The 26,976-nt window shown below is 73.2% G+C and carries 18 protein-coding genes and 1 pseudogene; 15 read left to right on the plus strand and 4 right to left on the minus strand.

The genetic code is table 11. The features are described 5' to 3' along the window. Positions 1-124: 124 nt before the first annotated feature. Together AB0A69_RS26545 and AB0A69_RS26550 are read left to right on the plus strand one after the other, a co-directional pair. Positions 125-1,882 (plus strand): IucA/IucC family siderophore biosynthesis protein, encoded by a 1,758-nt coding sequence (locus AB0A69_RS26545; protein ID WP_361427228.1) that lies wholly within the window; start codon positions 125-127, stop codon positions 1,880-1,882. 46 nt (positions 1,883-1,928) lie between these two features. Further along, complete coding sequence (locus tag AB0A69_RS26550; protein WP_361426979.1) at positions 1,929-3,911, plus strand: ATP-dependent DNA helicase; 1,983 nt, start codon at positions 1,929-1,931, stop codon at positions 3,909-3,911. Between the two features lie 82 nt (positions 3,912-3,993). On the opposite strand, the gene lexA is transcribed toward AB0A69_RS26550, so the two are convergent. After that, entirely contained in the window at positions 3,994-4,782 is a 789-nt protein-coding gene (gene lexA / locus AB0A69_RS26555; RefSeq protein WP_361426982.1) for a transcriptional repressor LexA, read from the minus strand. 656 nt (positions 4,783-5,438) lie between these two features. Between lexA and nrdR the strand changes: the two genes are divergently transcribed. Then, complete coding sequence (gene nrdR, locus AB0A69_RS26560) at positions 5,439-5,951, plus strand: transcriptional regulator NrdR (protein WP_361426985.1); 513 nt, start codon at positions 5,439-5,441, stop codon at positions 5,949-5,951. A gap of 162 nt (positions 5,952-6,113) precedes the next feature. Then, positions 6,114-9,005, plus strand: coding sequence for a vitamin B12-dependent ribonucleotide reductase (locus tag AB0A69_RS26565; protein WP_361426988.1), 2,892 nt, complete (start codon positions 6,114-6,116; stop codon positions 9,003-9,005). An 84-nt stretch (positions 9,006-9,089) separates the two neighbouring features. Here the strand turns inward: AB0A69_RS26565 and AB0A69_RS26570 are convergent, their stop codons facing one another. Next, the gene (locus AB0A69_RS26570; protein WP_361426991.1) at positions 9,090-9,620 is read right to left on the minus strand and encodes a TerD family protein; all 531 of its coding nucleotides are present in this window, start codon (positions 9,618-9,620) and stop codon (positions 9,090-9,092) included. 190 nt (positions 9,621-9,810) lie between these two features. Here AB0A69_RS26570 and AB0A69_RS26575 point away from each other — a divergent pair, with 190 nt between their 5' ends. From AB0A69_RS26575 to AB0A69_RS26595, 5 genes are all read left to right on the plus strand, one after another. Next, positions 9,811-10,416 carry a YdbC family protein gene (locus tag AB0A69_RS26575; RefSeq protein WP_361426994.1) on the plus strand — a complete coding sequence of 202 codons (606 nt, stop codon included), beginning with the start codon at positions 9,811-9,813 and terminating at the stop codon, positions 10,414-10,416. Positions 10,417-10,489: 73 nt separating this feature from the next. After that, positions 10,490-11,401, plus strand: a complete 912-nt coding sequence (locus AB0A69_RS26580) for an ADP-ribosylglycohydrolase family protein (protein ID WP_361426997.1) — start codon at positions 10,490-10,492, stop codon at positions 11,399-11,401. A 313-nt stretch (positions 11,402-11,714) separates the two neighbouring features. Further along, complete coding sequence (locus AB0A69_RS26585) at positions 11,715-13,235, plus strand: DUF4173 domain-containing protein (protein WP_361427231.1); 1,521 nt, start codon at positions 11,715-11,717, stop codon at positions 13,233-13,235. A gap of 275 nt (positions 13,236-13,510) precedes the next feature. Next, the gene (locus AB0A69_RS26590) at positions 13,511-14,221 is read left to right on the plus strand and encodes a ribonuclease HII (protein ID WP_361427000.1); all 711 of its coding nucleotides are present in this window, start codon (positions 13,511-13,513) and stop codon (positions 14,219-14,221) included. Between the two features lie 94 nt (positions 14,222-14,315). Next, entirely contained in the window at positions 14,316-14,954 is a 639-nt protein-coding gene (locus AB0A69_RS26595) for a hypothetical protein (protein WP_361427003.1), read from the plus strand. Between the two features lie 194 nt (positions 14,955-15,148). Here AB0A69_RS26595 and AB0A69_RS26600 read toward each other — a convergent pair whose 3' ends face one another. Continuing rightward, complete coding sequence (locus AB0A69_RS26600; protein ID WP_361427006.1) at positions 15,149-15,778, minus strand: hypothetical protein; 630 nt, start codon at positions 15,776-15,778, stop codon at positions 15,149-15,151. 349 nt (positions 15,779-16,127) lie between these two features. Here AB0A69_RS26600 and AB0A69_RS26605 point away from each other — a divergent pair, with 349 nt between their 5' ends. Both AB0A69_RS26605 and AB0A69_RS26610 read left to right on the plus strand, forming a co-directional pair. Then, positions 16,128-18,287 carry a RecQ family ATP-dependent DNA helicase gene (locus AB0A69_RS26605; RefSeq protein ID WP_361427009.1) on the plus strand — a complete coding sequence of 720 codons (2,160 nt, stop codon included), beginning with the start codon at positions 16,128-16,130 and terminating at the stop codon, positions 18,285-18,287. Positions 18,288-18,356: 69 nt separating this feature from the next. Beyond that, positions 18,357-19,174: pseudogene (locus tag AB0A69_RS26610) on the plus strand (IS630 family transposase). Positions 19,175-19,194: 20 nt separating this feature from the next. On the opposite strand, the gene AB0A69_RS26615 reads toward AB0A69_RS26610, so the two are convergent. Then, the gene (locus AB0A69_RS26615; protein WP_361427012.1) at positions 19,195-20,361 is read right to left on the minus strand and encodes a hydrolase; all 1,167 of its coding nucleotides are present in this window, start codon (positions 20,359-20,361) and stop codon (positions 19,195-19,197) included. Between the two features lie 215 nt (positions 20,362-20,576). Between AB0A69_RS26615 and AB0A69_RS26620 the strand changes: the two genes are divergently transcribed. From AB0A69_RS26620 to AB0A69_RS26635, 4 genes are all read left to right on the plus strand, one after another. Beyond that, on the plus strand, positions 20,577-21,950 hold the full coding sequence (locus tag AB0A69_RS26620) for a DUF4192 domain-containing protein (RefSeq protein ID WP_361427015.1): 1,374 nt from the start codon (positions 20,577-20,579) through the stop codon (positions 21,948-21,950). Positions 21,951-22,065: 115 nt separating this feature from the next. Beyond that, a complete protein-coding gene (locus AB0A69_RS26625; protein ID WP_361427018.1) occupies positions 22,066-24,111 on the plus strand; it encodes a glycogen debranching N-terminal domain-containing protein in 2,046 nt (681 codons plus the stop codon). Between the two features lie 85 nt (positions 24,112-24,196). Continuing rightward, positions 24,197-24,964 carry an NUDIX domain-containing protein gene (locus tag AB0A69_RS26630; RefSeq protein ID WP_361427021.1) on the plus strand — a complete coding sequence of 256 codons (768 nt, stop codon included), beginning with the start codon at positions 24,197-24,199 and terminating at the stop codon, positions 24,962-24,964. A gap of 111 nt (positions 24,965-25,075) precedes the next feature. Further along, positions 25,076-26,920: an ATP-binding cassette domain-containing protein gene (locus AB0A69_RS26635; protein ID WP_361427024.1), complete on the plus strand. Its 1,845-nt coding sequence runs from the start codon at positions 25,076-25,078 to the stop codon at positions 26,918-26,920. Positions 26,921-26,976: the final 56 nt, after the last annotated feature.

Genomic DNA, 26,976 nt, shown 5'->3' on the forward strand with positions numbered 1-26,976 from the left:
ATCGGTCCCACCCCGAGGAGTCCACGTGCCGAAGTCCCCTGCCGTCCCCGACTCCGCGGATTCATCCGCCCCGGCCCAGCACACCCAGCCGCCGACCAGCCGCCCGCCCGTCACCCCGCCCGAGCTGACCGCGCAGACGTGGGACCACGCCTCGCGCCGCCTCCTCGCCAAGATGATCGGCGAGTTCGCCTACGAGGAGATCATCGAGCCCGCGCCCGACGGGCCACCCGTCGCCGCCGGGGCACCGGCGGGCGACCCGTACACCCTCCGGCTCGACGACGGCGCCCAGCTCACCTTCACCGCACGCCGCACCGCGTACGGCAGCTGGCGGGTCGCCCCCGACTCCCTCGCCTGCGACGGGCAGCCCTTCACGGACCCGCTCGCCTTCCTCGTCCGGGCCCGCGGCCTGCTCGCCATCGACGGAGCCACCCTCGGCCACCTCCTCCGGGAACTGACCACCACCCTCGCCGCCGACACCCGGCTCGACCACACCGCGCTCGGCGCCGACCGGCTCGCCGAGCTCGGCTACGCGGAGCTCGAAGGACACCAGACCGGCCACCCGTGGATCGTCCTCAACAAGGGCCGCATCGGCTTCTCCGCGGACGACGCGGCCCACTGGGCACCCGAAGCGCGCAGACCGGCCCGGCTCCCGTGGATCGCGGTCTCCACCGAGCTCGCCGCCTACCGGGGCGTCACCGGACTGGGCACCCCCGAGCAGCTCTACGCCCGCGAGCTCGACCCGGACGTCCACGACTCCTTCACCGCCGCGCTCCGCACCCGCGGCCTCGACCCCGCCGTGTACCTCCTCCTTCCGGTCCACCCCTGGCAGTGGGACGAGGTGCTGCTCCCGCTCTACGCCCCCGCCATCGCCCGTGACCTCATCGTGCCCCTCGGCACCGACAACGACCTCCGGCTGCCGCAGCAGTCCATCCGCACCTTCCTCAACACCAGCCGCCCCGAGCGGCACACCGTCAAACTGCCGCTCTCCGTCCTCAACACCCTCGTCTGGCGCGGCCTGCCGACCGCGCGGACGCTCGCCGCCCCGGCCGTCACCGCCTGGGTCCACTCGCTGCGCGACAACGACCCGTTCCTGCGCGACGAGTGCGGCGTGATCCTGCAGGGCGAGGTCGCCTCCGTCACCGTCGAGCACCCCCTCTACGACCACCTGCCCGAGGTCCCGTACCAGTACAAGGAGCTCCTCGGCGCGATCTGGCGCGAACCCCTGCGGCTGCCGCCCGGCGAACGCGCCCGCACCCTCGCGTCCCTCCTGTACACCGACCCCGGCGGCCGCGCCTTCACCGCCGAGCTGGTGGCCCGCTCGGGACTCGCGCCCGGAAACTGGCTGCAGCGCCTCTTCGCCGCGCTGCTGCCGCCGCTGCTGCACTTCCTCCACCGCTACGGGACGGTGTTCTCCCCGCACGGCGAGAACGCCATCGTCGTCTTCGACGACCACGACGTACCCGTACGGCTCGCGATCAAGGACTTCGTCGACGACATCAACGTCAGCGCCCGGCCCCTGCCGGAGCACGACACCATGCCCGACGACGTACGGGCCATCCTCCTCACCGAGGAGCCGGGGTTCCTCACCCAGTTCATCCACTCCGGCCTCTTCGTCGGCGTGTTCCGCTTCCTGGCACCGCTCTGCGAGGAACAACTCGGCGTCGCGGAGAACGACTTCTGGTCACTCGTACGGGCGGAGATCCTGCGCTACCAGGCCCGCTTCCCGGAGCTGAAGGACCGGTTCGAGCTCTTCGACCTCTTCACCCCGCGCATCGAGCGCCTCTGTCTCAACCGCAACCGGCTGCATCTGGACGGTTACCGCGACCGCCCGCAGCGCCCGCACGCGGCGATCCACGGCACCGTCCCCAATCCGCTGGCATGATCGCCGTGATCGGATTGTCAGTGCCGCACCGTAGGGTGGACGGGCTATGACGAAGCCATCCCTCCCCGACCTCCTCCACGCCGCCGTCACCGCCGTCGGCGGCGTGGAACGGCCAGGCCAGGTCACCATGGCCGAGGCCGTCGCCCAGGCCATCGACGACGGTTCCCACCTGCTCGTCCAGGCCGGCACCGGCACCGGTAAGTCCCTCGGCTACCTGGTGCCCGCCCTGGCGCACGGGGACCGCGTGGTCGTCGCCACCGCCACCCTGGCCCTCCAGCGGCAGCTGGTCGAGCGCGACCTGCCCCGGACGGTCGACGCCCTGCACCCGCAGCTGCGCCGCCGCCCGGACTTCGCGATGCTCAAGGGCCGCTCGAACTACCTGTGCCTGCACCGCCTCCACGAGGGCGTCCCGCAGGACGACGAAGAGGGTCTCTTCGACGCCTTTGAGACCGCGGCGCCCAGCAGCAAGCTCGGCAAGGACCTGCTCCGGCTGCGCGACTGGTCGGACGAGACGGAGACCGGCGACCGGGACGACCTGACGCCCGGCGTCTCGGACCGCGCCTGGGCCCAGGTGTCCGTGTCGTCCCGCGAGTGCCTGTCCGCGTCGAAGTGCGCGTACGGCGCCGAGTGCTTCGCCGAGGCCGCGCGCGAGCGCGCCAAACTCGCCGATGTCGTGGTCACCAACCACGCGCTGCTGGCCATCGACGCGATCGAGGGCGCGCCGGTGCTCCCGGAGCACGATGTGCTGATCGTCGACGAGGCCCATGAGCTGGTCTCCCGGGTCACCGGCGTCGCCACCGGCGAGCTCACCCCCGGCCAGGTCAACCGCGCGGTGCGGCGGGCCGCCAAGCTGGTCGACGAGAAGGCCGCCGATCAGCTCCAGACCGCCGCGGAGGGCTTCGAGCGGCTGATGGAGCTGGCCCTGCCGGGACGCCTGGAGGAGATCCCGGAGGACCTCGGGTACGCGCTGATGGCGCTGCGCGACGCCGCCAGGACCGTGATCTCGGCGCTGGGCTCCACGCGCGACAAGTCGGTGCAGGACGAGGACGCGGTGCGCAGGCAGGCGCTCGCCTCCGTCGAGACCGTGCACGACGTGGCCGAGCGGATCACCCAGGGCTCCGAGTACGACGTCGTCTGGTACGAGCGCCATGACCGGTTCGGCGCGTCCCTGCGCGTCGCGCCGCTCTCGGTGTCCGGGCTGCTGCGGGAGAAGCTGTTCGCCGACCGGTCCGTGGTCCTCACCTCCGCCACGCTCAAGCTGGGCGGGGACTTCAACGGGGTGGGGGCCTCGCTGGGCCTGGCCCCGGAGGGCACCCAGGGTGACGACGTCCCGGTCTGGAAGGGCATCGACGTCGGCTCGCCGTTCGACTATCCGAAGCAGGGCATCCTCTACGTCGCCCGGCACCTGGCCACTCCGGGCCGTGAGGGCAGCCGTACGGACATGATGGACGAGCTCGCCGAGCTGGTGGAGGCGGCCGGCGGCCGTACGCTCGGCCTGTTCTCGTCCATGCGCGCCGCCCAGGCCGCCGCCGAGGAGCTGCGGGGGAGGCTGGACAAGCCGATCCTGCTCCAGGGCGAGGACACCCTGGGTGAGCTGATCAAGAACTTCGCGGGTGACGCCGAGACGTGTCTGTTCGGCACGCTGTCGCTGTGGCAGGGCGTCGATGTGCCGGGTCCGAACTGCCAGCTGGTGGTGATGGACCGCATTCCGTTCCCGCGGCCGGACGACCCGCTGATGAGCGCGCGCCAGAAGGCGGTGGAGGAGGCCGGGGGCAATGGCTTCATGGCCGTCGCGGCGACGCACGCGGCCCTGCTGATGGCGCAGGGCGCGGGGCGCCTGGTCCGGGCCACGGGGGACCGGGGTGTCGTCGCGGTCCTGGATCCGCGCCTGGCCACCGCCCGGTACGGCAGTTATCTGCGGGCTTCCCTGCCCGACTTCTGGTACACGACGGACCGCAACCAGGTGCGCCGCTCGCTCGCCGCGATCGACGCGGCGGCGAAGGACGCGGCGAAGGCCCGGGAAGCGTAGGTCCGGCGGGCGGGTGACATGGGAGGACCCCGGGACTGGCGCAGTGGGTCCCGGGGTCGGTCAGGGGTCGGCGGGGAAGGGGTCAGACCCGCCGCAGCACCGCTACCACCTTGCCGAGGATCGTAGCCTCGTCGCCCGGGATCGGCTGGTATGCCGCATTGTGCGGGAGCAGCCAGACGTGGCCGTCCTCGCGCTTGAAACGCTTCACGGTGGCCTCGCCGTCCAGCATGGCGGCCACGATGTCGCCGTTCTCCGCGACGGGCTGGCGGCGCACGGTCACCCAGTCGCCGTCGCAGATGGCGGCCTCGATCATCGAGTCGCCGACGACCTTCAGGACGAAGAGCTCTCCGTCACCGACGAGCTGGCGGGGCAGGGGGAAGACGTCCTCGACCGACTCCTCCGCCAGGATGGGGCCACCGGCCGCGATCCGGCCGACCAGCGGGACGTAGGACGCGGCGGGCTTGCCGGTCGTGTCCGTCGGCTGGGTGCTGGGCTGGTCGGAGCCGCGGACCTCGTACGCCCTCGGCCGGTGGGGGTCACGGCGCAGGAATCCCTTGCGCTCCAGCGCCATCAGCTGGTGGGCGACGGAGGAGGTGCTGGAGAGTCCGACGGCCTGGCCGATCTCGCGCATGGACGGCGGGTAGCCGCGCCGCTGCACGGAGTCCCGGATCACCTCGATGACGCGGCGCTGCCGGTCCGTGAGTCCCGAGCTGTCCGCCCGGATGCCGGGAGGTCGCCCGGGGAGGGAACGCGTGGGGGGCTTGGCGCCCTCCGCGTTCGTCGTCGCTTCATTCATGGCGTGTACCGGCTCAAGTCGGCTCTGGGAGCGCTCTTGGGCGGTGATGGTGGCGCTGTCTGCGGTGGTGGTCACGTCGGCCCCTCTCGAATGTTCTCCCTAGCCGGACAACGGTAGTGGCTTTCGAAAGGTTGCGCCAAACACACGTTCGAGTGAAAAATCGCGGAATGGCTTACGTGTGCGTCTGACTAGGTGTATGTGCGACGCTTTCCGGACTTCCGGGGAACCCTCGGGCGCGGCGGCAATTCGGGTCATTACGGTAGCCTCCGTCGCTGTCGCCCGGTGGGGCGGGGGGTGGCCGGGGGCCAGTCTGTCATCCGCCGCCCCCGCTTCGGAGGCGCCGCGCCCGTCCCGTAGGCTCGTCCCCGCCGTCGTGCTCCCCGCCCCGCCCCGTGCGCCGCGGGGTGTGCCGTCCTCGGCCGCGGCGCCGGCATTTCGCGTTCGTCCTCGCCCCCGTGGGGCTCCCGAGCCATGCCCGCGAGCAGGTCCGGCGACCCTGGCGGCGCGCTGGCCTCGCACTACTGCGCAACGTGTCCGAACCGCGACACGCGGCTGGCGGTGCTTGGCCGCCCAGACCCTAGATCTAGTGGTTGTATGTCCTCGGCCGCCCAAGTGTTGTGGTCCCCCGGTCTTCCGGGGGTGGGGCGATCGCCTATGCTTATGGCTGCTTCGAGGGGCCCGACGGGCCTGACGAGGCTATTCAGTCGTGCTGTGAAGGAGGGTTGGGAGCCATGCACTGCCCCTTCTGCAGGCACCCCGACAGCCGTGTCGTCGACAGTCGCACCACCGACGACGGGACCTCCATCCGGCGCCGCCGCCAGTGCCCCGACTGCTCCCGCCGTTTCACCACGGTGGAGACGTGCTCGCTGATGGTGATCAAGCGCAGTGGGGTCACCGAGCCCTTCAGCCGTACCAAGGTCATCAACGGCGTACGGAAGGCATGCCAGGGGCGGCCCGTCACGGAGGACGCCCTCGCCCAGCTCGGCCAGCGGGTCGAGGAGGCGGTGCGCGCCACGGGCAGTGCGGAACTGACCACTCACGACGTCGGACTGGCCATACTCGGCCCGCTGCAGGAGCTCGACCTCGTCGCGTACCTGCGCTTCGCGTCCGTGTACCGGGCGTTCGACTCGCTCGAAGACTTCGAGGCGGCCATCACGGAGCTCCGTGACGGGCGGCCACCCGCGGAAGGGCGCGGGCCCGGTGTGACCCCAGAGGTCCCGGTGCCCGCGACCGCCGCCGACTGATCGAAGCCGTCCGGCGATCCCCAGTGATCGTCGGTGGTCGGCAGTGATCGGCAAAAGACCTGTCGCGAGCGCTGTGCGTGGCGTTCGGGACACCAGACACAAACTGTGCCTCGGGAAGATCTGGGCACTTCAGGGCGTTTTTGCCCACATATGGGAGGCGGCATGACAGAGACGACGAGCGGCCCGGCACGAGGCGCCCGCGCCAAGGGAGCCAAGGTGAACAAGGGCCTGCGTATCGAGCGCATCCACACGACCCCCGGCGTGCACCCGTACGACGAGGTGGTCTGGGAGCGTCGTGACGTCGTCATGACCAACTGGCGCGACGGCTCGGTCAATTTCGAGCAGCGTGGCGTCGAGTTCCCCGACTTCTGGTCGGTGAACGCGGTCAACATCGTCACCAGCAAGTACTTCCGCGGAGCCGTCGGCACCCCGCAGCGCGAGACCGGCCTCAAGCAGCTGATCGACCGCATCGTGAAGACGTACCGCAAGGCCGGTGAGGACTACAACTACTTCGCCACGCCCGCCGACGCCGAGATCTTCGAGCACGAGCTCGCCTACGCCCTCCTGCACCAGATCTTCAGCTTCAACTCCCCGGTGTGGTTCAACGTCGGCACGCCGCAGCCCCAGCAGGTCTCCGCCTGCTTCATCCTGTCCGTCGACGACTCCATGGAGTCGATCCTCGACTGGTACAAGGAAGAGGGCATGATCTTCAAGGGCGGCTCCGGCGCCGGCCTGAACCTCTCCCGTATCCGCTCCTCCAAGGAGCTCCTCTCCTCCGGCGGCAACGCCTCCGGCCCCGTCTCCTTCATGCGCGGTGCCGACGCCTCCGCCGGCACGATCAAGTCCGGTGGTGCCACCCGCCGCGCCGCCAAGATGGTCATCCTCGACGTCGACCACCCCGACATCGAGGACTTCATCGAGACCAAGGTGAAGGAAGAGGAGAAGATCCGCGCCCTGCGCGACGCGGGCTTCGACATGGACCTGGGCGGCGACGACATCACGTCCGTCCAGTACCAGAACGCCAACAACTCCGTCCGCGTGAACGACGCGTTCATGAAGGCCGTGGAGTCCGGCGGCAAGTTCGGTCTGCGTGCCCGCATGACCGGCGAGGTCATCGAGGAGGTCGACGCCAAGGCGCTCTTCCGCAAGATGGCCGAGGCCGCGTGGGCCTGCGCCGACCCGGGCATCCAGTACGACGACACGATCAACCGCTGGCACACCTGCCCGGAGTCCGGCCGCATCAACGGCTCGAACCCCTGCAGCGAGTACATGCACCTGGACAACACCTCGTGCAACCTGGCCTCGCTGAACCTGATGAAGTTCCTCAAGGACGACGGCAAGGGCAACCAGTCGTTCGAGTCCGAGCGCTTCGCCAAGGTCGTCGAGCTCGTCATCACCGCGATGGACATCTCCATCTGCTTCGCCGACTTCCCGACCCAGAAGATCGGCGAGAACACCCGCGCCTTCCGCCAGCTGGGCATCGGTTACGCCAACCTCGGCGCCCTGCTCATGGCGACGGGCCACGCGTACGACTCCGACGGCGGCCGCGCGCTGGCCGGTGCCATCACCTCGCTGATGACGGCCACCTCCTACCGCCGCTCCGCCGAGCTCGCCGCGGTCGTCGGCCCGTACGACGGGTACGCGCTCAACGCCGAGCCGCACAAGCGCGTCATGAAGCAGCACTCCGACGCCAACGCCACGGCCGTCCGCATGGACGACCTGGACACGCCGATCTGGGCCGCGGCGACCGAGGCCTGGCAGGACGTCCTCCGCCTCGGCGAGAAGAACGGTTTCCGCAACTCCCAGGCGTCCGTCATCGCCCCGACCGGCACCATCGGCCTGGCGATGTCCTGCGACACCACCGGCCTCGAGCCCGACCTCGCCCTGGTCAAGTTCAAGAAGCTGGTCGGCGGCGGCTCGATGCAGATCGTCAACGGCACCGTCCCGCAGGCCCTGCGCCGCCTGGGCTACCAGGAGGAGCAGATCGAGGCGATCGTCGCCCACATCGCCGAGCACGGCAATGTCATCGACGCCCCCGGCCTCAAGCAGGAGCACTACGAGGTCTTCGACTGCGCCATGGGCGAGCGCTCCATCTCCGCGATGGGCCACGTCCGCATGATGGCCGCGATCCAGCCCTGGATCTCCGGCGCCCTCTCCAAGACGGTCAACCTGCCGGAGACGGCGACCGTCGAGGACGTCGAGGAGGTCTACTTCGAGGCGTGGAAGATGGGCGTCAAGGCGCTCGCCATCTACCGCGACAACTGCAAGGTCGGCCAGCCCCTCTCCGCCAAGAAGAAGGAGCAGGAGAAGACCGAGGTCACCGAGAAGGCCGAGGAGACGATCCGCGCCGCGGTCGAGAAGGTGGTCGAGTACCGCCCGGTCCGCAAGCGCCTCCCCAAGGGCCGCCCGGGCATCACCACCTCCTTCACGGTGGGCGGCGCCGAGGGCTACATGACCGCCAACTCCTACCCGGACGACGGTCTCGGTGAGGTCTTCCTGAAGATGTCCAAGCAGGGTTCGACGCTCGCGGGCATGATGGACGCCTTCTCCATCGCCGTCTCGGTGGGTCTGCAGTACGGCGTTCCGCTGGAGACGTACGTCTCGAAGTTCACCAACATGCGCTTCGAGCCGGCCGGTATGACGGACGACCCGGACGTGCGGATGGCACAGTCGATCGTCGACTACATCTTCCGCCGCCTGGCGCTGGACTTCCTGCCCTTCGAGACCCGCTCGGCGCTCGGCATCCACTCGGCCGAGGAGCGCCAGCGCCACCTGGAGACCGGTTCGTACGAGCCGGCGGACGACGAGGTGGACGTCGAGGGCCTCGCCCAGTCCGCCCCGCTCCAGCAGGAGGCGCCGAAGACGGTGGCCGCCACCGCCACGAAGGCGGAGGTTCCGGCTCCGAAGCAGGCGCACACCTCGGCGGAGCTCGTCGAGATGCAGCTGGGCATCAGCGCGGACGCCCCGCTCTGCTTCTCCTGCGGTACGAAGATGCAGCGGGCCGGCTCCTGCTACATCTGCGAGGGCTGCGGCTCCACCAGCGGCTGCAGCTGAACCAGGGCATGACCTGAGGAAGGGAGGGGCACCGGCCGTGGGCCGGTGCCCCTCCCTTCCGCTTCGTCAGGACGGCCGGGTTCGTCAGGACGGCCGGGCGCCCATCAGCCCGGTGAAGGACTCCGGATCGGCGTCGAAACCGCGCAGCGCACGGCGGTACTCCCAGCCGCCCGAGTCCTCGCGCACGAACTCGGCGACGACCGCGGCGGTCGCCTCCCGTACGTCCCGGAAGTCGTGGCTCTCCAGCTCCTGGTAGCCCTGCCGCACCGCCACCCGGGTGCCCGCCACATCGCCGAACACGCACCGCCCGCCACCCTGCTGTATGGCCACACCGACCACCACGCGCGCGTACGTCGCGGCGAGGCGGTACAGCTCCAGCATCATCACCTCGTCGGCCCCGAACCCCTGGCCGTTGCGGCTTTCCCGCTGGAGCGTGATGGTGCCGTCCGGGGAACGGCTCCCGAAGTGCACCAGATAGGCCGGCTCGCCATAGGGATCGTCCGCCCCGTAGACCGCGGCGATGACGTCGAGATCGCGGTCGGGGGCGCCTGCGGGGCTCGGGTCCCATTTGAGCGTGATCTCGGCTTTGTCGATCCCCTTGTTGGCACTGTTCACCGGAATCCCCTCTCTCGTACGGACCCGGACCAAGCCCCGTGCTCCCCGGGCCCTTCGGCATGCTGACATGGTGTCACGCGCATCGCCCCGGCGGACGGCGGACAGCGGTCGCCCGGGGCGGGGGCGAACGGGGTCGGCCGGGTCCGCCGAGCGTGACCCACGCCACCCCGCCCCGCCGTACGATGGCGCGGTGCTGGTCAAGTGGATTCGCTGCACCGTGGTGGACCGTCGTGGGTTCGAGCGGGGACAGCGGAAGTGGGCGGGGCAGCTGGGTGAGCCGGGATTCCGGGGGCAGGGCGGCGGATGGAGCCGGACACGGCCCGGCGTCGCGCACGTCTTCGCCTTCTGGGAGAGCCGTGCGTTCTACGACTCCTTCATGGCGCGCTCGTACGACCGGCTGGCGGCCGCGCAGTCGGGCACGTACAAGGGCATGCAGGTGAAGCTGTTCGACTACCGCTTCGACGTGAAGACGGGGTTCGAGCCGCGGTTCACGGACGCCGACGTCGTCCGGGTCGCGCACAGCAGGGTCCGCGCGGAGCGGGTCGAGCACTTCGCGCTGATGCAGGAGAAGGTGTGGAACCCGGCGATGGCCGGATCCCCCGGAATGCTGCGGGGGCTGTTCGGGGAGGCGCCCGGCCACGAGTTCCTCGTCCTGTCGATGTGGCGGTCGGCGGCCGAGCACGGCAAGTACCGGACGGAGCGGGTGGAGCGGCTCGCGCTGCGCGCGCAGATCGAGGCGGACGTGGCGGCGCTGACCGGGGACGTGGTCGACCTGGAAGCCGCCTGGACCGTGTGACGGTGACGGCGCCGGTACGCGGCGCTCGCGTGCGCCCGGGGCGTGACGGCGTACCGGATAGAGTGGCAGGGCGATGACCGCTGACTCCTCTCTCGACCGGCGTTTCGAACGCGCCCTCGCCAGCCTGCGCGGACTGGCCGTGGGAGACGCCCTGGGCTCCCAGTTCTTCGTCCCCGCCCACTACCCCCTGCTGAAGCGGCGCGAGCTGCCGCCGGCCCCCTGGCAGTGGACCGACGACACCGAGATGGCCTGCTCCGTGCTGGCCGTGCTCGCGCAGCACGGCCGTATCGACCAGGACGCCCTCGCCCGCTCCTTCGCCGAGCACCACGACTTCGACCGCGGCTACGGCCCCGCCGTCAACCGGATGCTCCGGCTGATCCGCGAGGGCGGCGACTGGCGGGAACTGGCCGCCGGGCTCTTCAAGGGCCAGGGCTCGTGGGGCAACGGCGCCGCCATGCGCATCGCCCCGCTCGGCGCCTGGTACGCCGACGACCCGGAGCAGGCCACGCACCAGGCCGAGATCTCCTCGTACACCACGCACCAGCACCGCGAGGCCGTGGTGGGTTGCATGGCGGTCGCAGCCGCCGCCGCCCTCGTCGCCGCTCCGGACGGGCCGCCCAAGCCCGAGGACCTCCTCGACGGCGTCGTCGCGCTGGTGCCGCGCAGCGCCGTGGGAGCGGGCCTGCGCCGGGCCCGGGACATGCTCGACTACGGCGACCCCGGGACCGTCGCGGCGGTGCTCGGATGCGGACGGCGTACGAGCGCGCACGACACGGTGCCGTTCGCGCTGTGGTCGGCGGCCCGCGCCCTGGGCGACTTCGAACGGGCCTTCTGGACGACCGCGCAGGTGGGGGGCGACGTCGACACGACCTGCGCCATCGCCGGGGGAGTGGTGGCCGCCGCGGAGGGCGGGGCGCCGCCCGCGCAGTGGCTGGAGCGCACGGAGGAGCTGCCGGGCTGGGTGCCCACGGGCCCGGCCCGCTGAGCCGCACCCCCTTCCGTACGCGTACGTACGTACGTATGTCACGGTCCTGCCACAGCACGAGACCGGCCCGTGGCGGGCGCCGCCTCCAGGGCTACTCTTTCGGCCGCGCCGTCGCGTCGATCATGACGGCGCCGGACCGGCCGGGAGGGGCTCCGTGACAGACACGCCATCCGCATCGCCATCGTCGCCCTCGCCGCCGCCTCCTCCGCCCCGGGCGCGGGCGGAGGCCCCGGAACCGCAGTTCGCGCCCGGTGCGTGGAGCGAGCCCTGGCGGCGGCCCCCGGCGGCGCGGCCGGAGACCTGGCTCACCCGCATACGTCCCAAGGCGCCGGGGCCCGTGCCGACGGCCACGCTCTGGTGCGTCCTCGCCACGGGCCTGGTCAGCGCCCTGCTGTTCGGCGACGGGCTCGGCGTCAACCTGATCCTCGTGGCGATACCCGCCACCCTCGCCGCGTACGCCGCCGCCCGGGCGGCCGGCCGCCGGGCCCGCCCCTGGACGCTGGTCTGGGGGGTCGGCGGCCTGGCCCTGCTCGGCATCCCCGCCCTGCACGACGCGGGCTGGCCCACCTTCCTGGCCGTCGTCGGCGCCGTGGGCCTCGCCTCCCTCGCGCTCCACGGCGGCCGCACCTGGCGGGCCGTCCTCTTCGGGCCGATCGGGCTCTTCGACTCCGTCGGCTCGGGCATCGGCTGGGCCGGGCGCGGGCTGCGCGAGATGGTGGACGGTTCGCGGGGGCGCGCGGCGGTCGTGCTGCGGACGACCGCGGTGGCGGTGGGACTCCTGGTCGTCTTCGGGGCGTTGTTCGCCGGAGCCGACGCGGCCTTCGCCGACCTGCTCGGCGCGCTGATGCCGGACGTGGACTCGGTGGCCGACGTGCCCCTGCGGGTCCTCTCCTTCGCGGTCGGCCTCCTGGGGGCGCTCGCCGCCGCACGGACGGCCGCCGCGCCGCTGCGCTGGGACCGTCTGAAGGGCCGTCCCGGCCGGCCGCACGGCCGCCTGGAATGGGCGCTTCCGCTGATCGTGCTCAATCTGCTGTTCGCCGCCTTCAACGCCGTTCAGCTCGCCGTCCTCCTCGGCGGGTACGAGAGGGTGTTCAGCGAGACCGGCCTGTCCCGCGCCGAGTACGCGCGCCAGGGCTTCTGGCAACTGCTGTGGGCCACCCTGCTCACGCTCGCGGTGATCGGGCTCGCACTGCGCTGGGCACCGCGCGGCGGCGCCCGCGACCGCACCCTGGTCCGGGGTGTGCTGGGGACCCTGTGCCTGCTCACCCTCGTCGTGGTCGCGTCCGCCCTGCGCCGCATGGACCTCTACGTCGACGCGTACGGGCTGACGCGGCTGAGGATCTCGGTGGCCGCCATGGAGCTGTGGCTGGGCGTCGTCATCGTACTGATCATGGCCGCGGGCGTCCTCGGCGCGCGGCGCCTGCCGCTGCCCCGCGCCGTCGCCGCCAGCGCCGCCGTGGGGGTGCTCGCCTTCGGGCTGATGTCGCCGGACGCGCTGGTGGCGGAGCAGAACGTCCGGCGCTACGAGCGCACGCAGCAGATCGACATCGGCTACCTGGACGGGCTGTCCGCGGACGCCGTACCCGCCCTCGACCGGTTGCCCGAACCCCTGCGCTCCTGTGCGCTCGCCGGCATCGAGGCGGAACTGGAAGGGCCGGGGACCCCCTGGTACGCGACCAGTTGGAGCGAGCGGCGGGCCCGGGACATCCTCGCCGAGCGCGGCGTCTCGACGGAGGGCTACCTCTGTACGCCCTGGCGAGACGGCTTCCAGGAGGAGTCCGGCGGCGAAGGTGGGTACGACGGGGCGGATCCGTACGTTCCACATGGCGGTTGAGCAGGAGTGGCACCGGCGTGGTGAGTGGTTCACGAATGCGACAGCATCGTCGTGGAGGGGGTCGATCACGTCACGCTCCCTGGCGTGATTCCACCCCTCCGCTCGCCTCGTCCAGTAGCTCGCGCACCGCGGAATCGAGGAATTCCGGCCATGGTGGTATGGCGGTCGCAGGTGTGCGCCAGTGAAGGGCTGGAGGCCGTCGCCGAGGCCGCAGATCGTCTGATCGCAATCCGGGTGTTGCGGGCGGGGGCGGGCGGCGTAACCTATCTGGCGCCATGCCGTACGAACCACCCACCCACACCGTCGAGCGCTCGATCCGGGCGACAACCGGCGCCAAGATCATTGCCGGAGTCGACGAGGTCGGACGCGGGGCGTGGGCCGGGCCCGTCACCGTCTGCGCGGCCGTCACCGGCCTGCGACGACCCCCCGTCGGCCTCACCGACTCCAAGCTCATCACCCCCAAGCGCCGCGGCGAACTGGCCGCGGAGCTGGAGGAGTGGGTCACCTCGTACGCCCTCGGTCACGCCTCCCCGGAGGAGATCGACGAGCTCGGGATGACCGCGGCGCTGCGGCTCGCCGCCGTACGCGCCCTGGACGGGCTGCCCGTGCGGCCCGACGCGGTGATCCTGGACGGCAAGCACGACTACCTCGGGCAGCCCTGGCGGGTCCGTACGGTGATCAAGGGAGACCAGTCCTGTGTCGCGGTCGCGGCGGCCTCGGTGATCGCCAAGGTGCGGCGGGACGCGATGATGGCCGAACTGGAGGCCGACTCCGGGCGGTACGCGGCGTTCGAGTTCGCCGCCAACGCCGGGTATCCGTCGCCGGTCCACAAGGCGGCCCTGCGGGAGTGGGGGCCCACGCCCCACCACCGCATGACCTGGGCGTACCTGGACGCGCTGCCGCAGTGGCGGCACCTCAAGAAGGTCCGTGTCCCGGCGGAGACCGCCGCCCTGGAAAGCGGGGGCCAGCTGGGCTTCGACTTCTGACCGACCCGTCCACGGCGCCCCGCTGAACAGCGCGGGCGCGTGTATACGCCACCCGCCGGTGTCACGCGCACCGGCGTTTGATAGACATCCGTTCATGCCTCTCATCCCCGAGGAGCCTCAGATTCACGAGAGTGCCCAGGGTCCCCGCGCCACTCCGGCCGCCGGCCGCCCCGCGCCGACCCCCCGACCCGTACCCGGTCCGCGTACCGCGGCCTCACCGCGACCCGGTCGTCCGGGTCCCGCCCCGGCCCGGCCCACGCCTCCGGTGCCGCGTCCGACCTCCGCGTCGTCGCCGTCCCCTTCCGCCGTGACCGGGCAGGAGAATCGTTCCGCGTCGTCGGCGCAGCCGCAGATCCAGCTGATCCCCGCCCCGACGGCCGGCGCGCTCGACGCCGCCGAGGAGGCCGTGGACCTGCTGCTGGAGACCGGGCGGGCGCCAGGCGACATCCTGGTGCTCACGACCGGTGAGCCGCACCCGTGGGCGACGCACGAGCTGTCCTTCGGCGACGCCGCCTACTGGGCCCAGCACGACGCCCGCGACGACGTGTTCTTCGCGGACGCGGCCGCCGTGGAGCGCGCCGCCGAGCGGCCCGTGGTGGTCGTCGCGGTCAACGGCGACGACGACGAGCTCGCCGCCCGGGCGCTGCCCGCCGCGCGGAAGCGCGCGGGTGCGCTGCTGATCGTCTGTGGCGACCCGCAGCGCGTCAACTCCGTGCTGGGCGCGGCGGTCTGACGCCCCGGCGTACGCCCCCGGCACCGCGCCCGCGTGGTCCCGCCCCGGCGGACGCGGACGCGGCGCCCACGGCCGAGGGCCTGCCCGTGGCGGCAGGCCCGGGGCCGGCACTCGCACGGCGCCGCCTGCGCGTGCCGGTATGCGCGGGGTGTCGGCACCCGCGCGGCGCCGGCACGCCCGAGGCGGCGGTACGGCTAGCGCGCTGCCGTACGGCGCAGGGGTTCCGCCGCGCCGCCGGCCGTGCGCGGCATCGGGTGCTCCTCGTCGGCCGAGCTGTCGGCGAGGTCACCGGGGGCCGACTGAGAGTGCGGGCGCCTGCCCCCACGGCCCTCACCCAGCACGTGCCAGCCACTCCTGGTGAGCGTGATGTACGCGCCGCAGCGCAGGCCGTGCAGCGTGCACGCGTCCCGCAGGCCCCACATCCAGGCCCCGTCCTCCTCCGTCCAGCGCTCGTCGCCCTCGCGGCAGTAGAGCAGGACGGCCGTCCGCACCGGGGTGCGGCGCCGCAGGTCGTGCGGGATGACCCGGCGCAGGTGCGCGAGGAGGGCGTTGCGGAACTCCCAGCCGTCCGCGGGAACCGGGCGGCGGGTGAACGAGGCGCTGGCGGTAAGCCGTTCCTCGTGGTCGAGGACGGCGACCACGGCGGTCGCCGGCACCGGCCGGTGGCGGGCGTGCAGGCCGTTGACGACCTCGCGCGGGTTGCGCAGCAGCGGAATCCCCGCAGCGGCCCACTCGGCGGGTTCGAGCATGCGGGCGAGGCGGCTGGGGGAGTCGGCCGGGGCGGTGAGCGAGGTGGCTGCGGACGGAGCGAATCCGAAGGTCACGGTCCTCCCTTCGCATACGCGCCCACAGTGCGGGCAGGGTGAGTGAGGGCGCACCGCGGCACAGCCCTGCGACCCCTCCGAACCGCGACGAGCCGTGCGGGGGGCGGATTCCAATTCTTGCGGGCGCAACGGTCAAGCGGCAACGAGCAATTGAGACCACCGCCTGGTATGGGCCGGTATGACACTCATATCCTGCCCAGTTGATCCCCCGATGACGCGTCAGTTCACCGCCGAACAGCCAGGACCAGCGGAAACACCCCCTCAGCCGCCCTCCCGGTGTCCGGGTGTCCGTCACTCGTCACGCAGCGTGAAGTGGCCGCCGGGCCTCCCCATCGGGTTGCATGGAGGCATGGACACCCTGGAGCTCCGCGCCGAAGCCGATGCCATCCTCGCCGAGCTGGTCGGCGCCCCGGAGGGGTCGGCACGGCTCCGGGAGGACCAGTGGCAGGCCGTGGCCGCCCTGGTGCGGGAGCGCCGGCGCGCGCTGGTGGTGCAGCGCACCGGCTGGGGGAAGTCGGCGGTGTACTTCGTGGCCACCGCCCTGCTGCGCCGGCGCGGCTCCGGCCCGACGGTGATCGTCTCGCCGCTGCTGGCGCTGATGCGCAACCAGGTCGAGTCGGCGGCGCGGGCCGGCATCCGGGCGCGCACGATCAACTCGGCCAATCCGGAGGAGTGGGGCGCCATCTACGAGGAGGTCGAGCGCGGCGAGACCGACGTCCTCCTCGTCAGCCCGGAGCGCCTCAACTCCGTGGACTTCCGCGAGCAGGTGCTGCCCAAGCTCGCGGCCTCGACCGGTCTGCTCGTGGTCGACGAGGCGCACTGCATCTCCGACTGGGGCCACGACTTCCGGCCCGACTACCGCAGGCTGCGGGCCATGCTCGCCGACCTCGCCCCCGGGGTGCCGGTGCTCGCCACCACCGCCACCGCGAACGCGCGCGTGACGGCCGACGTGGCGGACCAGCTGGGCACCGGCGCCGGGGAGGCCCTGGTGCTGCGCGGCTCGCTGGAGCGGGAGAGCCTGCGGCTGGGTGTCGTCCAGCTGCCCGACGCCGCGCACCGCCTGGCCTGGCTCGCCGAGCACCTGGACGCTCTGCCGGGCTCCGGGATCATCTACACCCTGACCGTCGCCGCGGCCGAGGAGGCCACCGCCTTCCTGCGGCAGCGCGGCTTCCCGGTGGCCCCCTACACCGGGCGTACGGAGAACGCCGACCGGCTGCAGGCCGAGACCGACCTCCAGGAGAACCGGGTCAAGGCGCTCGTCGCCACCTCCGCCCTCGGCATGGGCTTCGACAAGCCGGACCTGGGCTTCGTCGTCCACCTCGGAGCGCCGTCCTCACCGATCGCGTACTACCAGCAGGTCGGCCGGGCCGGCCGCGGTGTGGAGCACGCCGATGTGCTGATGCTGCCCGGCAAGGAGGACCAGGCGATCTGGCGCTACTTCGCCGACACGGCCTTCCCGCCCGAGGCGCAGGTACGCCAGACCCTGGCGGCGCTCGCCGAGGCGGGGCGCCCGCTGTCCGTGCCGGCCCTGGAGGCGGTGGTGGACCTGCGGCGCACCCGGCTGGAGACGATGCTCAAGGTCCTCGACGTGGACGGGGCCGTCAAGCGGGTCAAGGGCGGCTGGGAGGCCACCGGGCAGCCGTGGGTGTACGACACGGAGCGGTACGCGTGGGTGGCGCGGCAGCGGGCGGCCGAGCAGCAGGCCATGCGCGACTACGTCAGCACGTCCGCGTGCCGGATGGAGTTCCTGCGCCGTCAGCTGGACGACGAGGACGCGGCTCCCTGCGGCCGCTGCGACAACTGCGCGGGCTCCTGGCTGGACTCCGCCGTCTCGGCGGAGGCGCTGACGGGGGCGGCGAAGGAGCTGGAGCGTCCGGGCGTGGAGGTCGAGCCGCGCCGGATGTGGCCGACGGGGATGCCCGCCCTGGGCATCGACCTCAAGGGGCGCATCCCGGCCGGTGAGCAGTGCTCCCCCGGGCGCGCCCTGGGGCGGCTCTCGGACATCGGCTGGGGCAACCGGCTGCGCCCGCTGCTCGCCGAGAACGCGCCCGACGGTCCGGTCCCCGACGACGTCCTGCGGGCCGCCGTGGCCGTCCTCGCCGACTGGGCGCGGTCGCCGGGCGGCTGGGCGCCGAACGTCCCGGACGCCACCGCCCGGCCGGTGGGGATCGTGGCCGTACCGTCCCTCACCCGTCCGCGGCTGGTCGGCTCGCTCGCCGAGGGCATCGCGGCCATCGGCCGCCTCCCGTACCTCGGCACCCTGACGTACACCGGACCGGGCGGCGAGCACACGGTGCGCCGCAGCAACTCCGCGCAGCGCCTGCGGGCGCTCTCCGGTGCCTTCGCCGTCTCCGAGGAGCTCGCCGAGGCCCTGCAGCGCTCTCCGGGGCCGGTCGTGCTCGTGGACGACTACACCGATTCCGGCTGGACCCTCGCCGTCGCCGCCCGCCTGCTGCGCCGGGCCGGCTGCGAGCGGGTGCTTCCGCTGGTCCTCGCCGCCGCGGGCTGAGCGAGGACCGGCCTGAGCCGGCCGACGGGCACCTAGTGACCTGAGTCGGAGATTCGTCGTTGGTTGGGTATGAGTCGTCCGGGTCCGAAGATTCCGCCGTTGTCGGTCACTGACGCCCAGAGGGCGGTGCTGGAGGGCTGGTTGCGTCGCCGCACGACAGCCCAGTCACTGGCCCAGCGGTCGCGGATCGTGCTGGAGTGCGCCGAGGGCCACTCGATCATGGAGGTGTCCCGCCGGCTGCGGATCACTCCGGACACGGTCCGCACCTGGCGGCGCCGCTTCATCGAACGCGGCCTGGACGGTCTGTGCGACGATCCGAGGCCCGGTGTTCCGCGGAAGATCACCGACGCCGATGTCGAGCGGGTCATCGTCAAGACGCTTGAGGAGACTCCGAAGAACGCCACCCACTGGTCGACCAGGTCGATGGCCGCGGCGACAGGGATGTCGCAGTCAACGGTCTCGCGGATCTGGCGGGCATTCGCCCTGGCACCGCACCGGGCCCAGACATTCAAGCTGTCCACCGACCCGTTGTTCATCGACAAGGTCCGCGACGTCGTCGGCCTCTATCTCGACCCGCCGGAGAAGGCGCTCGTTCTCTGCGTGGACGAGAAGTCGCAGATCCAGGCCCTGGACCGGTCCCAGCCGGTCCTGCCCATGATGCCCGGCGTCCCCGAACGCCGAAGCCACGACTACGGTTCGCCGAACTCACGCAGAAGCAGCTCAAGCGCGGCGTCCACCGCTCCGTCCAGGCCCTCGAACGCGACATCCGGGCCTGGCTCGCCGACTGGAACGAACACCCCAGACCGTTCGTCTGGACGAAGACCGCCGACGAGATCCTCGACAAAGTCGCCGCCTACTGCCGACGAATCTCTGACTCAGATCACTAGGAGCTGGAGTGCGCTCCACGTCAAACCGAAGCGCGGCCGAAGGCGTGGGACGCGTAGAGCGTCGCGGCCGGGTCGAAGGCCAGGGCTATGTGCGTGGCGATGGAGTTGACGTCACGCCAGATGCGCTGGAACGGGCCGTCGGTGCTCTGCCCGGAGGTCCCGGCGGTGGTGAACATCCGGTTGACGGCGTTGACCAGGAGCTCGGTCGACATCGCGTAGTCGCGCACGTTGCGGGCCGTCTCCTCGGCCGTGACCCGCGCGCCCCCGTCCGCGACGCGAGCCGCCCGCTCCAGCAGCCACGAGGCGACGTCGATGTCACCGGCGCCGCGGGTCAGCACCGCTTCGTAGGTGCTTCGGGCGGGGCCCGGAACCCCCGGCCGCCCGGCGCCGCGCCCCAGCCGTTCGGCCGTGTCACCGGTCCACAGCCTGAGTGCGTCGCGGGCCGCGCCGAGGGCGACCGGCGCGCAGGCCAGCCCGTTGACGGCCTGTATCGGCACGCTGTGACAGTCGGCCGACGAGGCCACCGGCCGCCCGTCGAAGAGGCGCTGCCGGTCCATGCTGCGCCACTCGGGTACGAAGACGCCGTCGGCGACCAGCGTGTTGCTGCCGGTGCCGCGCATACCGGCACCGGTCCAGGTGTCCTTGATCACGTACTCGGCGCGCGGGACGGCGAACAGCCGCGCGGGCGGCGGCCCGCCCTGCGGTTCCCCGTTGCGCGGGACGACGGCGCACACCACGGCCCAGTCGGAGTGGTCGACGCCGCTGATGTACGCCCAGGAGCCGGAGACGCGCCAGCCGCCCGGCACCGGCGTGGCCCTGCCGATGGGGGAGAGGGAGCCGACCACGAAGGTGTCGGGCCCGGCGGCCCAGATGTCCGCGTGCGCCTCCTGCGGGAGACAGGCGGCCATCCGGGCCAGGCTCGACGCGACCGAGGCGCACCACGCGGTCGCCGCGCAGCCCCCGGCCACGGTGACGACCGCTTCGGTGAACTCCTCGAACGTGCCCTCCACACCGCCCTGCGTGGCCGGCGCGAAGTGCCGTGCGAACCCCGTCGCGAGCATCCGCTCGACCACATCGGGAGTCAGGCTGCGCTGGTTCTCGGCGTCTTGGGCGCGGTGACGGGCCAGTTCGGCCAGTTCCGCCGACCGCGAGACGAGCCCGGTCCTCCGGCGATCTTGCGTGCGCATCCTGCCTCCTTCTCGACGCCGATGATCGGAGCGGACCATGGCACAGCACGGTGGACCAGCGCTCGGATCGGCCTTGAGCCGTCCGCGGCGCCGTTCGCCCCCGCCACCAGCAGGGTGCCCGCTGCGCGAGCGGAGCGGCAGGGCTGTGGACAACGGCGACCGGCGGTTATCCACAGGGGTCGACGGGCGGCGGCGCTCGCGGGACCGTCGTGACCATGAACAAGCACCACGACACGACCGGCCCCTCCGACGACCGCCAGCAGATCACCCTGCGCGGTCCCGCCGAACTCGCCGACGCCCTGCCCTACATGCTGGGCTACCACCCCACCGATTCCGTCGTCCTGGTCGCGCTCCACGGCGACCGCGGCCGCTTCGGCGGCCGGGTGCGGACCGGCATTCCCCGCTCGCCCCGCGAGTGGCCGCCCGTCGCCGAGCAGCTCGCCGAATCCCTGATCGAAGGGTGCGAGCGGCACGGCTCACGCCCCGACGGCATCGTCGTCTTCCTCTGCCAGGACCCCGGGGAGGGCGAGACCGGCCTGCGCGTCATGGAGCGCCTGCGGCCGCTCGCCCAGCGGCTGCGCACCGCCTGCGGCGCGCTCGACGTGCCGGTGTACGAAGCGCTGTGCATCTCCGACGGCCGCTTCTGGTCGTACTGCTGCCCCGACTCCCGCTGCTGCCCGCCCGAGGGGAACGTCCTCGCCCTGCCCGGTACGTCGGTGATGGCGGCCGCCGCGGCGTACGCGGGGATCCAGGTGCGCGGCTCGCTGCGGGAGCTGGAGTCACGGCTGCTGCCCGGGCCGACCGGCAGGCCCGGGGACGCGGGCGAGCAGGGGCGGGCGCTGGACCTCGCGAGCGGGGAGCTCGTGCCCAGGATGCTGGACGAGGAGCAGTGCGAGGAGGTGCGCACCGAGACGCTCGGGCTGGCCCACCGGCTCATGCGGCGGCTCAGGGAGAGGACACCGGTGCCCGAGCCGGCGGTGGCCGACGCCCACGACGACGCGCTGCTGGCGCACGACGAGGCCGCCGCGCTGATCATCGGCCTCCAGGACCGGATCACCCGGGACCGGGCCGCCGAGTGGATGGAGGGCGCCGAAGCGCACCCGGCGCTGCGGCTCTGGCGCGCACTCGCCCGCCGCTGCGTCGGCGCCTACGCCGAACACGCCGCCGCACCGCTGACCCTCGCGGGCTGGGTCGCCTGGTCCACCGGTGACGAGCCGAGCGCGCGCGTCGCCCTGGGGCTCGCGCTCCACGCCGACCCGGAGTACGTCTTCGCCCGGCTGCTGCACCAGGCCTGCAACGAGGGGCTCGACCCCGAGGCCCTCCGCACCTGCCTGCGCCAGGAGCGTGACGCACGCACGGCCGCCGACGCACGGACCGCCTCCGCGCCCGCCGGGGCCGCGGATGTGCGCCCCGCGCGCCGGCGCACCCGGGTCCGGACCCGCGGGGTATGGCCGCCCGGCCTCGCGAGGCCCGCTACCGGAAAGCCCGCTTCCGGAAAGCCCGTGGCCGGAAACCCCGCCGCCGCGAAGCCCGCGTCCGCGCGCGGATCGCGGCGCGGTGCGCGGCGCGACAGCAGGAGTGGGCAGTGACGGCCGTGACCGGTGACCGGGGGCGGGCGTTCACCTCTTCGGCGGAGTCGTATGACCCGTGCCGCCGTACCTCCAGCGGCTGTCCGGAGCGCACAGAAGGCTCAGCAGACCACCCATGGACCGTCCCGTCCCGCACCGACCCCCCGTCCCGCAGCACGCCCGGCAGACGTCGGCCGCCGACCCCCGCCCGACGGCCCACGGCCCGGCGAACCCCGGCGAACTGCCGCCCGTGCACCACGCCCTCCTCTGCGTCGCCCTGCCCCACTTCACGGTGTCGGCCCCCCACGGCCAGCTCACCGGCGAGGGCCTCGAAGGCGTCTACGAGTCGGGCCGCCGACTCCTGTCCCAGTGCCGGCTGCGCGTGGGCGGCCGGGAACCGGTCGTCGTCCACGGCGGACTCGCCGGTGCGGACGAGGCCCGGTTCCTCGCCGTCGTGCGCACGCCCGCGGACCCCGGCCCCGACCCCGGGCTCCGCGTGGAGCGGACCCGCCGGGCCGGGGGAACCGAACGCATCACCTTCCGCAGCTCGCTCGCCCGGCCCGTCCGCGTGCCCGTCGACCTCACCCTCGGCACCGATCTGGCCCACCTCGGCGCGGTGGCGGCCGGCCGGCCCGGTCCGGCGCTGCGCGCCGCCGTCCACGACGGGGGCATACGGTGGTCCGCCCCCGACGGTACGGAGGCGACCGTCACCGCCGACCCGCCGCCCGAGGACGCCCTGGCCTCCGCCGGGCTGCTCCGGTGGGAGTTCGCCCTCCAGCCCGGTGAGGCCCGCACGATCGAGCTGCGTGTCCGCTCCGGGCAGCCCGTCCGCCCGGTGGGCCGGACGAGCGGCGGCCCCCGCCTGGCCGACGCCCGCGCCGAGGGCGACGACCCGCGGGTGGAGAAGCTGCTGCGCACCGCGCTCGACGATCTACGGGCGCTGCTCCTGCGCGACCCCGTCCATCCAGGTGACCTCCACCCGGCGGCGGGCGTGCCCTGGCGCTGCGGCCTCGCCCCGGCCGAGGCCCTGTGGGCGGTCAGGATGGCACTCCCCCTGGGCACCCGGCTCGCCGCCGCCACCCTGCGCACCGTCGCCCGCACCCAGCTCTCCGGTGGCGACCCCGGAGCAGGTCGCATCCCCGGCCCGCTCCGGGACGCCGGACCCCATCTCCCGGCCGCCTGCACCGGTGTGGAGGCGACCCTCGCCTTCCCGGCCGTGCTCGCCGAGGCGCGGCGCTGGGGCCTGCCCGAGCAGGAGCTCGCCGCGTTGCTGCCCGCCGCCGAGCGCTGCCTGGGCTGGCTCCGCACCACCGCCGGGGAGGGCGGCCTCCTCGCCGAGCCGGGCACCGCCGGACTGCGGCGCGCCGAGACCCAGGCGCACGCGCACCGGGCCGCGCTGCTCGGCGCCGACCTCCTGGACGCCTGCGGCCGCCCCGGCGCCGACGCCTGGCGCGACTGGGCCGCGGCCCTGCGCGGGCGCTTCCGCGCGGACTTCTGGCTCGACGACCACGGCGGTGGCCGCCCCGCGGCCGCCCTCGCCCCGGACGGCAGACCGCTGCGCCCCCTCGGCGCGGGCGCGGCGCACCTCCTGGACACCGGGCTGCTCGGCGGCGGGCGGCTCGCCGAAGGCCTGCTGGACACGGTGCAGACCGAGCAGCTCGCCCGGCTGCTCGGCGGCCCCGCCCTCGACTGCGGCTGGGGCCTGCGCGGCCTCGGCTCCAAGGAGCCGGGCCACAACCCCTTCGGCCACCGCTCCGGGGCGGTGCGGGTCCACGAGACCGCCGTCGCCGTCGCGGGCCTCGCCGCCGCCGGGTACGCCCAGGAGGCCACGTCCCTGCTGCGCGGACTGCTCGACGCCGCCGAGGCGTTCGCGTACCGGCTGCCCGAGATGTACGCGGGTCTGCAGCGGACGGCGGACAGCGCGCCCGTCGCGCACCCGGCCGCCTGCCGCCCCGCCGCCGTCGCCTCGGCCGCCGCCGTGCTGCTGCTCACCACGCTGGCGGGGATCCGGCCGGATGCCCCCGGCGGCACGGTCGCCCTGTACCCCCTGCGCGGCGTGCCCCTGGGAGCGGTCCGCCTCTCCGGGCTGCGCGTCGCGGAGGAGCCGTTCGCGGTACGGATCAGCAGAACGGGGCTCGGCATGGTCGAGGAAGCCGCCTCAGGGCTTCACTTGGGGGCGTGAGCGGGGTGTGAGCGGCGTGCGGCGAGTGGCTGTGACGGAGCTCCCGGGGCGTGCTTATCGTCAGGAAGACGACTATGATCGCGCCATGTCGCCCTACGACCCGTCGGCCTTTCCCCCCTTCGCCGTGACCGTCGACCTGGTCGTGCTCACCGTGCGCCGCCACGCGCTCTGCGCGCTGGTCGTCCGCCGTGGAGAGCCACCGTTCCAGGGGCGCTGGGCCCTGCCCGGAGGGTTCGTGCGGACCGACGAGGATCTCGGCGCGGCAGCGGCGCGCGAGCTCGCCGAGGAGACGGGACTCTGCGCGCACGAACCCGGCGCGCCGCTCCCGGCCGAGGGAAACGGAGCCCATCTGGAACAGCTCGCCACGTACGGAGACCCCAAGCGCGACCCCCGCATGAGGGTCGTCAGCGTCGCCTACCTCGTGCTCGCGCCCGATCTGCCCGCACCCCGTGCGGGCGGTGACGCCCACAGCGCCCGCTGGGCCCCGGTCGAGGAGCTCCTCCGCGCGACGGACCCGGGGCGCGAGGACGAGCAGCCCGCCCCGCTCGCCTTCGACCACGCCCGGATCCTCGCCGACGGTGTGGAGCGCGCCCGCTCCAAGATCGAGTACTCGTCGCTGGCCACCGCCTTCTGCCCGCCCGAGTTCACGGTCGGCGAGCTGAGGCGGGTCTACGAAGCGGTCTGGGGCGTCGCCCTCGACCCCCGCAACTTCCATCGCAAGGTCACCGGTACGCCCGGCTTCCTGGTCCCGTCCGGCGGCACCACCACCCGCCAGGGTGGCCGGCCCGCCCAGCTCTTCCGAGCCGGCGGCGCCACCCTGCTCAATCCGCCGATGCTGCGCCCCGAGGTCTGACACCCGGGGCCGCGCGCCCCCAACCCTGCGCAAAAAGTCCGAAATGTCGCGTTATCTTGTCGCGGTACCCCGACCTGCCGCCGAGCGGTCTCATCTACCGCGGGAGAAGCGATGCTCCAGGCAATCGGACTGACCAGCGCCCCCCGCCGGGGCCGCGAGCCCGCCGTACGCGACCTCACCTTCGAGGCCCTGCCCGGCGCGGTCACCGCGCTCCTCGGCGCCCCCGGCTCCGGCAAGACCACCACCCTGCGGCTCATGCTCGAACTCGAACCGGGCCGTGGCATCACGTACTTCCGCGGCCGCCCCCTGCATCGCATCGCCCACCCCGCCCGCGAGGTCGGTGTCCTCCTCGCCGACGTACCGGGCCATCCGGCCCGTACCGTACGCGGCCAGCTCCGGATGCTCTGCGCGGCCGCGGGAGTTCCCGTGACGCGCGCCGACGAGGTGCTCGACGCCGTCGGCCTCGCCGAGCTCCACGACCAGCGCCTGGGCACGCTCTCCACCGGCATGGAGCGCCGACTCGGCCTCGCCGCCGCCCTGTTGGGCGACCCGCACGCCCTCCTGCTCGACCGGCCCGCCACCGGACTGTCACCGCGCGAGGCCGCCTGGCTGTACGCGCTCCTCCGGGCCCACGCCGACCACGGCGGCACCGTCCTGTACACCACCGACGATTCCAAGGAGGCCGCCCGCGTCGCCGACCACGTCGTCGCCATCGACGAAGGCCGGCTCGTCGCCGACCAGGACGCGGCCGCCTTCGCCCGCACCCGGCTGCGCCCCCGCGTCGCCGTCCGCACCCCGCACGCCGCACGCCTGGCCGCCGTCGTCAGCCGCGAGGCCCGCGCCACCCGGCGCTCCGTCGAGGTCGTCACCGAGAACGGCAACCGCCTGAGCGTCTACGGCAGCAGCTGCGCCGAGATCGGCGAGACCGCCTTCCGGCACGGCGTCCTGCTCCACCAACTCGCCGACGAGACCGGAGACTCGAACCCGTGCCCGTCCCCGTGTCCGTGCCCCGGCCCGGAGTCCGGCCTCGACCCGGCCGCCGAGCCCCCCGCCGACGCGGACGGGAGCGCCGCCGAAGCACCGGCCCCGGTTCCGCCGCCGCTTCCGCCCGCTCCCGAGCCGACCGTCGAGGAGGACCCGCGACGGTCGGCGGACCTTCCGCCGCCACTGCGCCCCAAGCCCGTACGCACTCCGCTCCACCCGCTCCGCTACGAGCTGCGCCGACTGCTCGGCGTCCCCGCCACCCCGCTGATCGCCGCCGCCGTCCTCGTCGCCTCCGCCGCCCTCGCCGTCCTCCTCGCCCGTACCGGCCGCACGCCCCTGCCCGCCGTCATCGCCGCCTGGCCCGGCCTCCTGCCCCTGCCGCCGGCGGCCCTGGGTGCCGGGCTGCTCGGCGCACTCTCGTTCGGTGACGAGTTCCGCTACCCCGTCCTCTCCTCCGGCCGGGGTCCCGTCCCGCGCCGCCTCGGCCTCCTCGCCGCCAAAATGGCCGTGACCGCCGCCGGCGCCCTGCTGCTCGCCCTCCTGGTCGCCGTCGTCGACCTCGAAGCGCTGCGCCTCGTGTACGGCGGCCACTTGATCCCCGTCCCGGAGAACTGGCCTTCACTGTGCGCGAGTTGGGCCGGGCTCGCCGTCGGGTGCGCCTGGGCCGGCCTGCTCGGCGCCGGGGTGTTCCGGGCGACCGGCGCCGGTGTGGCGGCCGTGCTCGCGGTGCCCGTCCTCATGGTCCCGCTGGTGCGGAAGGCGCTGGTGGGCCCGTCCGTGCGTTCGATCGCGGGCCTGCCCGGCAGGTTGCGCGAACTGAGCTGGACGCACTGGCCCTACGAGGCCGACCGCTGGGTCATGGGTGTGGTGCACGTCGTAGCCCAACCCGTGGGTGCCGCACTGGTGTTGTCGCTGACCGCCCTCATCTGTGCCTATCTGCTCACCGGGCTGCGCCGCCGCGCCCGTTGGTGACCATGCGGTGACCGAAGCGCTTCGAACGGTCATAACTCCCTTGGAAATTGCCCGCT

It is taken from the genome of Streptomyces sp. NPDC045431, assembly GCF_040646655.1.
Classification (GTDB): domain Bacteria; phylum Actinomycetota; class Actinomycetes; order Streptomycetales; family Streptomycetaceae; genus Streptomyces.

Excerpts from the sequence above, each read along its gene's own strand:
- AB0A69_RS26635 (WP_361427024.1), top strand. The coding sequence starts at position 25,076 with ATGCTCCAGGCAATCGGACTGACCAGCGCCCCCCGCCGGGGCCGCGAG.
- AB0A69_RS26550 (WP_361426979.1), top strand. The coding sequence starts at position 1,929 with ATGACGAAGCCATCCCTCCCCGACCTCCTCCACGCCGCCGTCACCGCC.
- AB0A69_RS26565 (WP_361426988.1), top strand. The coding sequence starts at position 6,114 with ATGACAGAGACGACGAGCGGCCCGGCACGAGGCGCCCGCGCCAAGGGA.
- AB0A69_RS26605 (WP_361427009.1), top strand. The coding sequence starts at position 16,128 with ATGGACACCCTGGAGCTCCGCGCCGAAGCCGATGCCATCCTCGCCGAG.
- AB0A69_RS26625 (WP_361427018.1), top strand. The coding sequence starts at position 22,066 with ATGGACCGTCCCGTCCCGCACCGACCCCCCGTCCCGCAGCACGCCCGG.
- AB0A69_RS26630 (WP_361427021.1), top strand. The coding sequence starts at position 24,197 with ATGTCGCCCTACGACCCGTCGGCCTTTCCCCCCTTCGCCGTGACCGTC.
- AB0A69_RS26615 (WP_361427012.1), bottom strand. The coding sequence starts at position 20,361 with ATGCGCACGCAAGATCGCCGGAGGACCGGGCTCGTCTCGCGGTCGGCG.
- nrdR (WP_361426985.1), top strand. The coding sequence starts at position 5,439 with ATGCACTGCCCCTTCTGCAGGCACCCCGACAGCCGTGTCGTCGACAGT.
- AB0A69_RS26595 (WP_361427003.1), top strand. The coding sequence starts at position 14,316 with ATGCCTCTCATCCCCGAGGAGCCTCAGATTCACGAGAGTGCCCAGGGT.
- AB0A69_RS26590 (WP_361427000.1), top strand. The coding sequence starts at position 13,511 with ATGCCGTACGAACCACCCACCCACACCGTCGAGCGCTCGATCCGGGCG.
- AB0A69_RS26620 (WP_361427015.1), top strand. The coding sequence starts at position 20,577 with ATGAACAAGCACCACGACACGACCGGCCCCTCCGACGACCGCCAGCAG.
- AB0A69_RS26580 (WP_361426997.1), top strand. The coding sequence starts at position 10,490 with ATGACCGCTGACTCCTCTCTCGACCGGCGTTTCGAACGCGCCCTCGCC.